This is a genomic window from Holospora elegans E1, from assembly GCF_000648275.1.
In the GTDB taxonomy this organism is placed as follows: domain Bacteria; phylum Pseudomonadota; class Alphaproteobacteria; order Holosporales; family Holosporaceae; genus Holospora; species Holospora undulata_A.
Window position 1 is genome coordinate 1 of record NZ_BAUP01000107.1, and the last position, 12,964, is coordinate 12,964.

The window sequence follows — 12,964 nt, forward strand, 5'->3', positions numbered from 1 at the left end:
AGATGCATTATTTGCTCTCCCAGCCCTAACTTGAACCTCATCGAAGAATGAACATGTGCGCAATACTCGAGTTTTCGTCTCTGCCAAAGAGTTTTGCAATAGTATACTGCATTTTTTCTACCAAACCGCATCTGAAGAGTTTTAAAACTAAAAAATGTAGCACTAAGCAGATATCAATTTTTTACCGTCTTGACTATGAAAAACTCTCATGGCATAATTATGCTCGATCCCCTGGTGGCGAAACTGGTTAGACGCGGTAGACTCAAAATCTACTGCCTGTACGGGCATGAGAGTTCGACTCTCTCCTAGGGGACGCGAGATTTTTTGTTTTTACATTAAACGAGTTCTTATACAGTTTTTGGGTAAAGAGTTAAGAGATGAGCAAACACGGTTGGGTGAACGTTTGGAAGCACCCTGGTACTGTATGTACGCGTATTGATCGTTCCATTAAGCGATGGCTTGAGAGTAATGTAAAAGTTGGACATGCAGGAACGTTAGATCCTTTTGCAGAAGGGGTTCTTCCGGTAGCTTTTGGTTGTGCCACACGTCTTATTCCTTTTATTTTGAGGTTTCCGAAAACTTATCGTTTTACTTGTGTCTGGGGAACAGCCACGGATACTCAAGATCCCACTGGAGTTGTGATTGGTGAATCTTCGGTGCGCCCCACTTATGAGGCGGTAGAAAAAGTATTGCCTAGTTTTATTGGTTCTTCTCTTCAAAAACCTTCTTTGTATTCTGCAGTTAAGGTTAATGGAACTCCCGCTTATGCTTTGGCTCGCAAGGGGTGTACCTTCGATCTTCCTTCAAAGCTTATCACAATTCATAGCCTTAGTTTACTGACATTGTGTTCAGATTACGATGGAAAAAGTATTGAAATTGAAATGTCGTGTGCTAGCGGAACCTATGTACGAGCGTTTGCCAGAGATTTAGCGGAAAATCTGGGAACTCTTGCTTACGTGTCCAAGTTGGTTCGAACCTCTGTAGGGCCTTTTTCTCAGGAAACAGCAATAGGTGTTGATGAGTTAACGCAAAAATGCTACCACGAGGCGTTGAATTGGGTTTGTCCTATAATTTACGGATTAGAGTTTCCAGTAATAGATGTGAATCAAGCACAAAAGACACAACTGTGGAATGGGCTTCCTCTTTCTTTAAATTTACCGTTTTTTTCTGATTTTTGGATTTGTAAATATCAAGAAAAGATGATATGTTTAGCTAAAGAGAAGGCAGGCAGCCTTGTTCCGTATCGTTGTTTTGTGGATATGTAATACTGGTATTAAGGAAGTTTGCAAAAAGATATTTTTTAAGTTAATAGGGGGTATAATTAATGGCTTTGTCTTATGAAAAGAAGAAAAAAATTATAGAAGCTTTTGAAAAAAAAGCTGGGGATACGGGGTGTCCAGAGGTACAGATTGCACTATGTACTGCTAGAATTTTTGAAATTTCTGAACACTTAAAGCAGCATAAAAATGATGTAAGCAGTCGTCGCGGTCTTGAAGGGCAACGCAGCTCTAGAAGACGTTTGTTGGACTATTTAAAGAAAGAAGATGAAGCGCGATATAAAGCTGTTCTTTCGGCCTTGGAGTTGCGTCGGTGATAACGGAATCCCCTTTTTTTAATATTGTTTCAAAAGAGATAGAGTGGGCGGGTGCTCCTCTTACGTTGGAAGTTGGGCGTATTGCCCGACGTGCCTTGGGAGCAGTAACAGTTTATCATAGAGATACCGTCATATTGTGTACGGTGTGTGCAGGAAAGGAGGTATCTTTTGGAGGAGGGGTTCCGCTTTCTGTATACTATCAAGAAAAATTTTCTTCAGCAGGACGTATTCCTGGTGGATTTGTTAAGCGTGAAGGTAAGCCTTCCGAGTATGAGACCTTAGTTTCTAGGTACATCGATCGCATGTTAAGGCCTTCTTTTTTAAAGGGCTTTTCTCATGAGGTGCAGGTTGTGTGCACGGTGCTTAGCTATGATACGGAAACAGATCCTGGAGTATTGTCTATGATAGGTGCTTCTGCTGCAGTGGCAATTTCTGGGCTGCCTATACAAGAAATTTCTTCAGGAGTTCGTGTTGGGTACAAAAATGGACAATTCACACTGAATACTCCTAACGAAAATTTCGATGTGTTAATGGGGGCAACGCCTTCTGGTCCTTCTATGATAGAATGTCAAGCGACCTCGTGCACAGAAGAGTTTATTTTAGAAGCTTTGAGATTTGGGCATCAAGCACTTCATCCTGTTTTTGAGGGGATTCATTGGCTTAAAGATAATGTAAAATCTCCTCATCATTCTCACAAATCTTCAAAACCTGAGGAATTTGATTTTCCAAACGAACTTCAAGAAGAGCTAGATAATGCGTGTCAGGTGATATTGCCTGAAGGTCGTCATCTTCATCTTGAAAAAATTTTGTCTGCTTGGAAAACGCTGTGTGAAGAGCATGGAAAAATCTCTTTAGAGCATGCCGAGAGTTATTTTTATGAAAAATGGAAAAAAACTGCACGAACTTATATTATCGAAAAACAAAAACGCCTAGATGGAAGACGGTGGGATGAAATTCGACCGATTTTTTGTGAAGTTGGTTTGTTGCCAAGGTGTCATGGAAGTGCTTTGTTTACACGAGGTCATACCCAGGCTTTAGTAACGGTTACATTAGGAAGTCGTCAAGACGACAGTCAGATGATAGAGCGTCTTTCTGGGATAGAGCGAGAGTATTTCATGCTTCACTATAGCTTTCCTCCTTACGCGGTTGGTGAGGTTGGAAAAATGTTTGCTCCAGGACGAAGGGAGATCGGTCACGGACGTTTGGCACAAAAAGCTCTTGTGAATTTGCTTCCTAAAGATTTGAGTTGCACTGTGCGTCTTGCATCAGAGATCACTGAATCTTACGGGTCTTCGTCTATGGCAACTGTTTGCGGTGCTTCTATTGCTTTAATGGATGCGGGAATTCGGTTAAAGGCACCTGTGGCAGGAATTGCTATGGGATTGATTTCTAAAAATTCTTCCGTAGAAGAAGACGTTGTTTTGTGGGATATTTCTGGAACTGAAGATTTTCTAGGAGATATGGATTTTAAAGTTGCAGGTACCGAACAAGGGATTACAGCGCTTCAAGTAGATCTAAAAATCAATACATTAAGTTTTGGCGTTATAGAGCGAACGTTGGCTCAAGCAAAAATAGGTCGCCTACACATTTTAAAAACTATGGAAGAGCAAACAATTAGTGTTCCAAGGGACAGTGTAAGCATTTACGCTCCTCGGGTGAGTCGTATTAAAATTCCCGTAGATAAAATTAGGGACCTTGTGGGACCTGGAGGAAAAAACATCAAGCATCTGTGCGATATTAGTCAATCCAAGATTGATATCGGTGAAGATGGTCAGGTAAGTATTTTTTCTTATCGTGCTGAAGATGCCGAGTGCGCCTTAAAAGCTATAAAAAATTTAACTCAAGGGCCGATAGTGGGCAACGTTTACGACGGTGTTGTTAAGAAGTTACTAGATTTTGGTGCTTTTGTAAATTTTGGATTTCCTCAAGATGGATTGGTCCATGTTACTGAGATTTTAGCAGGAAAACGATTAACGCATCCTTCTGAGCAGCTTAAAGAAGGTCAATCCGTGCAAGTGCGCGTGCTGGATATAGATAAAAGTGGAAAGGTGCAGTTAAGCATCCGTCAAGCCTAGTGTGGTAAAGTAATGAAAGAAAGTTATTTAAAAAAAGCACTTCTTATTGATAGATCTTTTAACGGTGAAGAAACGCGAGTAGCAGTTGTTAAGGACGGAATTTTAGAAGAATTCGATCATGAAATTTCTTTTAAACGTTTAAAAAAAGGAAATGTATATTTGGCGCAAGTAACTCGGGTAGAAGCAGCTTTACAGGCTGCTTTTTTAGAGTTTGGAGATAAAAAACAAGGATTTTTAGCGTTTTCAGAAATCCATCCAGGATACTATCAGCACAAAGGATCATCAGAAAACAAAAATGGAACAGAAGAAGTAAACAATTCAAACGGAACAGAACTGCAAGAGGGATCAGAAAATTCAGACTCGTTATTAAAAAAACCAGTACAAGAGGAAGCAGATGGAATAAAAGCTCCTCGCCCTAAACCCTTCACGTTACGTATTCAAGACGTCATAAAAAAGGGACAGATTATGTTGGTGCAGGTAGTCAAAGACGCTCGGGGCAATAAAGGAGCCGCTCTAACAACTTATCTTTCTTTTGCTGGACGTTTTGTTGTATTTATGCCAAATAGTCCAGGAGAAGTTAAAGTATCTAGAAAGATCACTGATAAAGTTGAGCGTAAGCATTTGACAGAAATGTCTGAAAATCTAGAAATCTCAGAAGGAATGAGTGTTATTTTGCGTACTGCCGGGTTGGGGCGTACTGAAAAAGAACTTAAGCGAGATTATGATCGATTGATTCGAGTATGGAAAAAAATAGAAGAGTTATCAAAAAATGCCAAAGAAGTTCCTGCGTTGTTATGCGAAGAAAATGATTTAATTTACCGTGCCTTTCGGGATTTTTATAGTAACGATATTGAAGAAATCTGGGTAGATGACAAAGAAAGTTTTAAAAAAGCTCAAAGTATCATGAAGATTTTTATGCCTGCACACAGAAAGCGAGTTAAGTTGTATCAAGAAACAGAGTGTACACTGTTTGAAAAATATGCATTGGAAGATATGATCAGCAATTTGTATCAGCCTCATGTTGCACTTCCTTCTGGGGGATATTTGATTATCAATCAAACTGAAGCGCTTGTTTCCATCGATGTGAATTCAGGAAAATCTATCAGAGAGCGTGCCATGGAAGAAACTGCATTAAAAACTAATTTAGAGGCAGCTCAAGCCATTGGAAGACAGTTAAGACTAAGAGATTTATCTGGATTAATCGTTATTGATTTTATCGATATGCCCTTGCATCGGTATGGGCAAGTAGAAAAATTTTTAGAAGAGGCATTAAAAGCAGATAGGGCACGTATCCAGTTGGGAAAAATTAGCCAGTTTGGATTATTAGAAATGTCTCGTCAAAGACTACGGCAGGGCTTGTTTGAAAGCATTTCAAAACCGTGTCATTTATGTCATGGCAATGGATATATTTTGTCAGATAACGCTTTAGCGATGAGAGTATTAAGAAATATGGCGCGTCAAGCGTCTCTTGCGTCTTCTTCTAGTCAGTTAACGGTAGAAGTTTCTATGGAAATCGGACATGTTCTTATTAATCAGTACCGAAGATACATAACAGAATTAGAAAACAATATGGGCATTTCTATAAATTTACAGATGCAGTCAGAAAGAAAATTCGATTCTGTTGATATGTGTATCACGCCAAAACTTAATGAAGTCTCTCTTTTGGCTTCTGGTTCTTGTGAAATTTCAGATACGGAAAAAGTAGAAGAAAAATCAAAAGAACCTCTTTTTCTTTCAGCAGATGGGGAAAATACTGAAAAAGTAGAAAAAGAAAACAAAAAAGTTGAACTCCCTTTACAAGATAGTGTAGATTCTGAAGGTTCTGTTGCTGTTTTGGAGCCCACTCTTGAAAAGATACGTTCCGTTAAAAAAACTAAAAGGTTTTGTCGTAAAAAATCTGTTCCGCAGGACCTAAAAATAAAAGAAAAAGTGAGCATCGAAGAAAGTTCTTCTGTGAATATTCCTAGTGAAGAGGGGCTTGAGCAGTTTACACCTGCTTCCCAAGACGATTTGACATTAACCGCTGTTGATCAGTCTGATTGCAGCGCTGAGAAAAGTGAAGTGAAGCAAGAAAACGCAAATCCTGGGTTAATGGAAATGGCAAAAGCATTGGAAGTAAAAGCATTAAAGCGACGTTATCGTCGTCGTCGTATTTTCTTGAAGGAAAAAGTTTCAGAAGTTAATGGGGGAGAGTATTCTTGAGTATCCCAGTATAAAATAATTTTTTCAAATAAAGACTAAAAAATGCTTAAATATTTTGATATTGTAAGCATTTTTTTTTGTAATAAATTATGTTGGATGCAGGATAATTTTATAGCTATGCCGTGTCCTCAATTAAGCCAAAGGGCGATTGAAGCCAAGTGAATAGAGCCAAGAAAATTTACGGACGTTTTGTCATAGCGCGGGACAATGGTGCGGTATACTTTGAGTTTAGAAAAAAAATCTTGATCAAATGACGGGATGTATAAAGATATAGAATACACAACATAAAATAGTTATGGTAAGTTATTTATAAACAATTTCAAGTTGGCATTGGTACTGTTATAAAGTGGGGTAAAAAAACAGAGTCCCAATTGACCAGAAATACCCTTTTCACAAGATGTTAAGAACTTTCCAGATTCCTACTGAGCGAGCAAAATTCCTGAATGGCAGTACAAAAATAGGATTGGATATTCTTAGAAGGTCAGGATTTGAAGCTTTTAACTAAATATATTTTTTGTTAGCAATTGGCAAAGGAAGTCTTTTAAAAGTAAAATGATTGTATGTAAATTTTGTGAATGTTCTGATTGCTTTAAAAGTGGTTTTGTTCGAGGGGAAAAGCGGTACAAATGTAAAAAATGTGGAAAAAATTTCACGAGGTGTGCCTGAAAAAGACAAGCTCCAAGCCTTCGTTTTATACGCAAGCGGCCTTTCAATGAACCGAATTGCTCAGCGTTTTGGTGTCAGCGCGACTGCTAGTTTTGAATTAGGCGGGCACCTTGGGAGGCTATGCTTCAAAATTGAGCCAGCCCCAGAAAACAAAGGTATTGTAATGGAAGTCGATGAATTTTTTTATTATTTGAAAAAAGAAGCAAAAAATTGGATTTCTAAAGCTTGAATTTCTAAATCCTATGATCGTGCTGGAAAACGGCTTATCGATTGGGAATTTGGTGATCACTCGGGTCAAACATTCAAACGACTTTTTGAACGATTAAAAAAAATGGAAAATTTTATTTTATTGCGCAGATCATTGAGTAGGTTTTAATAAAATTATTCCAAGCCCCTGCCTCTTTCAGGGAAAAATAAAACCTTTTCCATTGAACAAAATAACGCTCCACACCGCCATTGGTTTGCAAGATTTTGCCCCCCTTGCAAACATACAATCACTTGAAATTCTGGAGGGAACACTGCTTATTTTTTCAGCACTTCATGTTAATAAAGCATTAAAAATTCATCATGCTATCTTTGATTGAAGGTCTCGGATTTATAGATAATAATAAATGTTTTAGGTATAGCTAAAACAGTATAAAAAGATTACGAGAGAAGGAATTGAAATAAGAGATCAATTGAGCAAAGTAATGTTCTTCTTATATGTTTTCCTTGGGCCTATTTTTTCTCAATAGGATTGAGATCTAGAGAATAAGAATGCAATAAAGTAAACTATGCCCTGCATCTTCTAGCATTTTTTGCATATCTTTCCCTTTATGGAAAGTTACATTATACTATTTTCCGATACTATACCAAATCAAATTGAAAGTATTGTACTAATGCGTTGAAAGTTGTCATTGCGGTCGACAAGATCTATGGCGATGTTGTTTCAGGTTTGGTAGAAAAAATGCAGCATATTCTTGCAAAACTATTTGGCAGAGAAAAAAAATCGATTGTTGCGCACATGTTCATTCTTCTCTGGTTGGGGCTAGGGAGGGCACATAACGCACCTCAATCCCCCTTTCTTTTTCTGCTTTTTGGGTGTCTTTGCTTGTGTTATAAGGTCCTTTGATCCAAGATCAGGCAGAACGGCGCCTTTGGATAAGCGTCTTTCAGCTGATCAAAAAGCGTCTTCAATGTTGCTCTATTCAAGGTTTTTAAGGATACCACCGGTCGGGCGCATGTGCGTCACTCCCATCAGGTTCATGCGTGTCATGGGGGTGCCTGACAGGTGATTTTCGTTGCCATGGTGGGGTGCACGCTATCACAAAACAGGACGGTCCGGCGGTGTTGTCATCACCGTTGAATAAAGGCTTCCTGCTTTGCTGCCTTTGTGGACCGTGCCGCTGGCTTTTTAAATGAAAAATTATGGGCGTGCAACGTCTTGCCTTGAATCGTCTACGCAATGCCTCAACATATCACTCACTTTCATGCACGTGGTGGCTTTCCAAATGTGCGATAAGTTCTGCTGTTTGTGAAACGTTCAGCCTGCTTACAGACCCCCCGCTTGACACCATTAACTTTTGATCTTCCTTATAACTCATCTACGATCGTCATTCAGAAGAGCCTTAGCAATTTGACGATAGCTTCACCCTGATAACAAAACTGCCTTAATCCTATCTTCTACGCGTCGGTTCTTTTCTTGCCGATGCTGCGTTCTTAACGCAACACGATCTTCTTCTTTCAGAAATCTTTGCATAAGAAAAATTATTAACAAATAAAATTAAACTTTTAAAATATTTCATTCAGCATGAGTATATGTACTGCTTTGTATTTGTCCATTTAGTATCGGGAAATGGCATTACCTCTGCTATTTATGATATGGAGTTAGTATGATAATTAGTTATGCAGGGGATCTAATATCTAATTTTATTTTTTGAATGCCGACTTCCATTGTTAATTAAAGAATAATCAGGTAATTTGTTTTATTCAAGCAAACAGTTCAGTAACCAAAAAGGTTTTGGCTCTACTGTAGTGATTTATTTAGGGAAAGGCAATGGAACGCTCTGCAAAAGTATTAATAATTGGTGGCGGAATTATTGGGTTGGTAAGTGCTATTCGTCTTGGAAGCAGGGGAATTTCTTGTATTGTTTTAGAAAAAAATCCTTGGGGATATTGGAATCAAGGAATACGTTATTTTGCAGTGGCCCAGGATGTTGTTCAGTGGTTATCGTATCGAAGTATTGTAGATTTAAAAAATTTTTGGACCATTCAAGATGCTGCTATATGCATGAATGATTTTGAAAAAGAAATAAGATTTTCCTCTAAAGAAATGGGATTGTCTCGTTTGGGTGTGATGGTAAAAGAAAGTGTTTTGATGGAGATGCTTATTAAAAATCTTAAAAATTATCCTTGTATTTCTGTTGAGTTCTCTTCAGTTTTGGAACGGATATGGAGTGATAGTTGTTGCGTTTATGTAATGAACGCACAAGGATCTTACTACAAAGGAAAGTGTTGTATTGCTGCAGATGGAAAAAAGTCTTGGGTACGCTCTAAGCTTAACCGAAAAACTTGGTGTTACGATTTTAATCAAATAGCATATTCTGGAGTTATTCGATTTGATGGCGATAGTCACACAGTGTGGGATGTGTTCTTTAAAAATCAATGCGTCGGAATTTTACCTTTTTCTTATAATAAAGCGGCATGCATTTTAATGGGGCCTTCAAAAAAAATGATCCCGTCTCAAGAAGGTGAGCTTTTTTCAACCTTAAATCGAAATCTCCGAGAAAAAATAAATATTTTAGAACTAGAGCAATGGGATGGTCATTATGTCCTAACAGCTGGGCGCTGCAAAGAAGAAACATGCGAATTAGTGCTTTTTTTAGGAGATGCTTTAGAGTGGATGCATCCCTTGATGGGGCAAGGAATGAATTTAGCACTAAGACATGCTTCAAAATGGCTAGATACGCTTCCAGAGGCTTTGAATTCTGGTATAGATCTTAAACAGTGGTTATATAGACATAGGAAAAAAAATTGGAAAGTAGGATTGGGGGTAAATATAGGAGCCATTGCATTGCAAAGTAAACTTCAACTTTTTGCGTGGAAAGGAGTATATTGGGGGATGGTTTTTCCAAAGATTTTCAAACTTTTCTTAGAACAAGTGTGTATTTATGATAAATAATACGAAAAAGTTTTAAGTTTTGTTGAGAGTTGCAAAAACGCAACCCGTGATGAAAAAAGACTTTTATATCAGTATGATGAGAGTATAAAATCAATATTTTTTGTAGAATATCTGTGTGAAAACATAATTGAGTAGTATCGTGAAAAAAAAATTAGGAGTTATTTCGGCACTAGGGTTAGTCTTGGCGTTTAGTGCAAAAGCAGCAGAAGTTGTCCCTTGCTTTACGCCAGGGGTTTATTTTGGTTTGGGGGCAGGGGTTTCTCAGTCTTATAATTGTTTACAAGGTTCTCAAGGATTAAATCTGTTTGGTGTTGGAAACTACGATGAGAGTTTGTCTCCAGGTCTTATAGATGATAAAGACTCTGGTTTGGTAGGGCCACAAAATGCATTTTTTTATGGGACAAATAATATTACTCCTGGTGGATGGTCGGGACCAGGTATGACGGTTCTTCCAGAGCTTGGATATGTGTATAAAGTTCCAAAGAGTAGTTTTACTATGGGGGTCTTTATAAATGGTGGAGCTGCGCAAAGTGCTCAGGATGCTTTAGTTCCTGTTCGTGCTTCATTTACAAGGGACTCAGATACCGGGGATGACGTGGGAGCTGATCGTCTAGAGCACTGCATGCGCGTTGCTAGTAGGGGAACTGTTGGAATTGGTGCAACTTTTGGGTTTGTTAGTAATGCTAATCATTATTATCTTATCATTGGTTGGAATAATACGAAATTTTCTGTTGGCCCTCGGTTTAATCAAATGTATGCGAACGAGTTTCATTTAAAACCGACTGACAAACCGTTTGATTCTACTACCATGGTAAGTGTGAAAAATGCTACAGGAAATATAAATGGAGTTAACTTTGGCTTTGGGTTTGATCGGCAAATTACCACAGGGTTTTCCATGGGGGTGCGTGTGATGGCGTTAAATGCAGGGGGAAGCAAAGGAATAAAGTTGCCTAGTGCGAATTACTATCCTAATGGATTAGCGTACGAGAGGCCAGTTATTACTGTACGTCCTTTTGTTATGGCGGCTACAGTTATGCTAAAGTATGTTTTTTTGCCAAAAAAGAAGTAAACGTGTTAGAAGGTGTAACGTTTTGGGGGGCAGGAGCTTTTTCGGCTGCTCTTGCTTCCTGTATTGTCTCTGAAAAATCAAAAAATATTTTTGTGTGGGGAAGAAAAGATTCTTCTTTTCATCCTCTTTCTTCTTGTTACAACTCTGTTTTTTCTATTGAAGAAGCTGCGAAAAATGGGGATGTCTGGTTTTTTTGTGTTCCTGCACAGTCGTTGAGGTCGTGTTTTGAGCGTATTAAAGAAACTACTTCTGTTCAGCCGCGTATAATCGTTTTGACCTGTAAGGGGATAGAGTCTAACACAGGGGCTTTGATGCCAGAGATTTCAGAGTATTTTTTTCCTGGCGTTCCTAGGGTCGTCTTAGGGGGACCTAATTTTGCTGCAGGGGTAATGAGAAAAGATATTTCTGGAGTAACTCTTGCGACATACTGTCAGCGATCTTTTGGTGAAGTTTTTGAGCTTTTTTCAAGATCTTGTTTGCGTATAGAGTATTACAGTTCAGCCAATGCTGTTAGCGCTTGGGGAGCGTTGAAAAATGTAGCAGCATTAGGATGTGGGCTTTTGGCTCAGGTTGCTTCTGGAGAAAATACTCAATCAACTTATTTGTGTCAGATTTTTTCTCAGGCTATTGAGTGGATTTCTTCTCATGTTTTAGAAAATGGGCATGCAAGTGCATGGACTTACGCAGGTATTGGAGATTTTTTTATGACTTGCACCAGTAAAAGTTCTAGAAATTTTCTTTATGGTAAAAATTTTACTTCTCCTTTGTCTCCGTCTAATCAGTTAGTGGAAGGTTTGGGATCTTTGCAAGGTATTCTTGTGCGAAACAAACAATACCACTTAAGACTAAAATTTGTGGAAGCACTTGAAGAAATTTTTAAAGGAACTATTTGCAAAAACATTTGGTTGTCTAAGTTGTTGAAATAAAAAGTTAATTTTGGTTTTGGATGAAGCGTGGGCTTTTTCTGGGTAGTTATAAGAGCTACTGACGTACAATTTTTTTCTTGTTTATTCTGGATATTTTTTTTAAAATCTTGTTTCTCATCTTTATAGATGTTTGGTATTGGTGTTCTTTAATGAATTTTAGCATATCTGTGAATTTTTCTATTGATTGATATTTTTTCTTCAATAGAACTTTTAGCGCGATATAGCTAAATCATATAAAAGAGTCACAGATAAGTATTGAAGATTTGATCAATCGAACCAATCGAACAATTTGTAGTTCATCGTATATGCTTAGCTTGAGCCTACTTTTTCTCAATAGGATTCAAGTCAGGTGAATAAGGAGGTAAGTACAGTAATGTATGACTATAGCTTTCCAATAATTTTCTGCATTTCTATACCTTTGTGAAAAGAAGCATTGTCCATAACACTCGCACTTTTTGTAGGTAGATTAGGTAGTAAAATCTACTGCACCCAAGATGTAAAAACATCAGTATTGGCTGTTAACAAACCTACTGCATCTAAGGCAGAACCTATTAAGGCTCCTATCACATTTGTTCTTCTTATTGCTTCCCAATAATGACTTCCATAGCACCGTCTTCCCTTGTCATAATAATCGTGTGTTCAGCACACTATAGCAATTTAGGTTGAATTAGGTGTAATTTTTTATTACAATAAAAGGAAAATGACAAAGAGTTACAGCCATACTCCCCCTCACTTTTTTTCAGGTAGTTTAAAAGATCGCTGAAATCAAAGAATAAGAGTTTATCTTTGATCCACCTGAGTCCCCTTGTGTTCTTGTGTAAGGCCCTTTATAGAAGCGTATACAATAGCAACAGCGACAATGGTCATAAGTTTGGAAAGTCTTCCCAAATCTTTCATAGGGGTATTTTCAAGGTTAACCCCTTGCGTTTTCATAGTTCTGAACAGCCGTTCAATGTCCCATCTTTGTTTGTAGGCTTTTATTACCCGGTCTTTATCTTGAGCAAATGACAAGGTACGCATCTTTAATCTTTTTACCTACGATACCCCTAGGATCATCCAGCATGTTACAGATGGCGGCTTTCGTCCGTATTTAGGTGAGTAAAAAAATCCTTCAAAGGCTTTTTAGAGGTGCCGAAGTTGGCCAATGGATTATCTTTTATACGGATAAAAAAAGGGATCTTGTGGTCACACAAATAAGTCAAACAAATAAGTGATCCAATCTTTGCCCACAAATTCGCGATCAGCTGAAAAGGAGAGAATTTTATCGCCCCC

At 38.2% G+C, this 12,964-nt stretch carries 12 protein-coding genes, 1 tRNA gene and 1 pseudogene; 11 read left to right on the top strand and 3 right to left on the bottom strand.

All coding sequences use genetic code 11. The features are described 5' to 3' along the window. Positions 1-228: 228 nt before the first annotated feature. The 11 genes and pseudogenes from HE1_RS04325 (at position 229) to HE1_RS04370 (ending at position 11,692) form a co-directional block, all read left to right on the top strand. Positions 229-313, top strand: a tRNA-Leu gene (locus tag HE1_RS04325). A 64-nt stretch (positions 314-377) separates the two neighbouring features. Further along, positions 378-1,265: a tRNA pseudouridine(55) synthase TruB gene (gene truB / locus HE1_RS04330; protein WP_006288240.1), complete on the top strand. Its 888-nt coding sequence runs from the start codon at positions 378-380 to the stop codon at positions 1,263-1,265. 59 nt (positions 1,266-1,324) lie between these two features. Beyond that, the gene (gene rpsO / locus HE1_RS04335) at positions 1,325-1,594 is read left to right on the top strand and encodes a 30S ribosomal protein S15 (RefSeq protein ID WP_006288243.1); all 270 of its coding nucleotides are present in this window, start codon (positions 1,325-1,327) and stop codon (positions 1,592-1,594) included. Then, positions 1,591-3,669 (top strand): polyribonucleotide nucleotidyltransferase, encoded by a 2,079-nt coding sequence (gene pnp / locus HE1_RS04340; protein WP_006288245.1) that lies wholly within the window; start codon positions 1,591-1,593, stop codon positions 3,667-3,669. The genes rpsO and pnp overlap by 4 nt, the downstream gene beginning before the upstream one ends. A 12-nt stretch (positions 3,670-3,681) precedes the next feature. Then, entirely contained in the window at positions 3,682-5,871 is a 2,190-nt protein-coding gene (locus HE1_RS04345) for an Rne/Rng family ribonuclease (protein ID WP_006288247.1), read from the top strand. Positions 5,872-6,442: 571 nt separating this feature from the next. After that, positions 6,443-6,625 (top strand): annotated as a pseudogene (locus HE1_RS09710) (helix-turn-helix domain-containing protein); the annotation flags it as partial. Between the two features lie 340 nt (positions 6,626-6,965). Then, entirely contained in the window at positions 6,966-7,121 is a 156-nt protein-coding gene (locus HE1_RS09015) for a hypothetical protein (RefSeq protein ID WP_162531260.1), read from the top strand. A 299-nt stretch (positions 7,122-7,420) separates the two neighbouring features. Beyond that, entirely contained in the window at positions 7,421-7,648 is a 228-nt protein-coding gene (locus HE1_RS09715; protein ID WP_035545114.1) for a hypothetical protein, read from the top strand. Positions 7,649-8,572: 924 nt separating this feature from the next. Further along, entirely contained in the window at positions 8,573-9,697 is a 1,125-nt protein-coding gene (locus HE1_RS04360; RefSeq protein WP_035545117.1) for an FAD-dependent monooxygenase, read from the top strand. 139 nt (positions 9,698-9,836) lie between these two features. Then, positions 9,837-10,766 (top strand): hypothetical protein, encoded by a 930-nt coding sequence (locus HE1_RS04365; RefSeq protein WP_035545120.1) that lies wholly within the window; start codon positions 9,837-9,839, stop codon positions 10,764-10,766. A gap of 2 nt (positions 10,767-10,768) precedes the next feature. Continuing rightward, positions 10,769-11,692 carry an NAD(P)H-dependent glycerol-3-phosphate dehydrogenase gene (locus HE1_RS04370; protein WP_035545123.1) on the top strand — a complete coding sequence of 308 codons (924 nt, stop codon included), beginning with the start codon at positions 10,769-10,771 and terminating at the stop codon, positions 11,690-11,692. A gap of 320 nt (positions 11,693-12,012) precedes the next feature. Here the strand turns inward: HE1_RS04370 and HE1_RS10390 are convergent, their stop codons facing one another. The 3 genes from HE1_RS10390 to HE1_RS09020 all read right to left on the bottom strand — a co-directional run. After that, positions 12,013-12,087, bottom strand: coding sequence for a transposase (locus HE1_RS10390; protein ID WP_162480344.1), 75 nt, complete (start codon positions 12,085-12,087; stop codon positions 12,013-12,015). Between the two features lie 385 nt (positions 12,088-12,472). After that, positions 12,473-12,712 (bottom strand): transposase, encoded by a 240-nt coding sequence (locus HE1_RS04375; RefSeq protein ID WP_035545125.1) that lies wholly within the window; start codon positions 12,710-12,712, stop codon positions 12,473-12,475. A 44-nt stretch (positions 12,713-12,756) separates the two neighbouring features. Further along, on the bottom strand, positions 12,757-12,964 hold a 208-nt coding region (locus HE1_RS09020; RefSeq protein WP_035545126.1), incomplete at its 5' end, for a hypothetical protein.

What these genes read in the sequence shown, in the direction of transcription:
- truB (WP_006288240.1), top strand. Translation starts at nt 378, where the DNA reads ATGAGCAAACACGGTTGGGTGAACGTTTGGAAGCACCCTGGTACTGTA.
- rpsO (WP_006288243.1), top strand. Translation starts at nt 1,325, where the DNA reads ATGGCTTTGTCTTATGAAAAGAAGAAAAAAATTATAGAAGCTTTTGAA.
- HE1_RS04345 (WP_006288247.1), top strand. Translation starts at nt 3,682, where the DNA reads ATGAAAGAAAGTTATTTAAAAAAAGCACTTCTTATTGATAGATCTTTT.
- HE1_RS04360 (WP_035545117.1), top strand. Translation starts at nt 8,573, where the DNA reads ATGGAACGCTCTGCAAAAGTATTAATAATTGGTGGCGGAATTATTGGG.
- HE1_RS04375 (WP_035545125.1), bottom strand. Translation starts at nt 12,712, where the DNA reads ATGCGTACCTTGTCATTTGCTCAAGATAAAGACCGGGTAATAAAAGCC.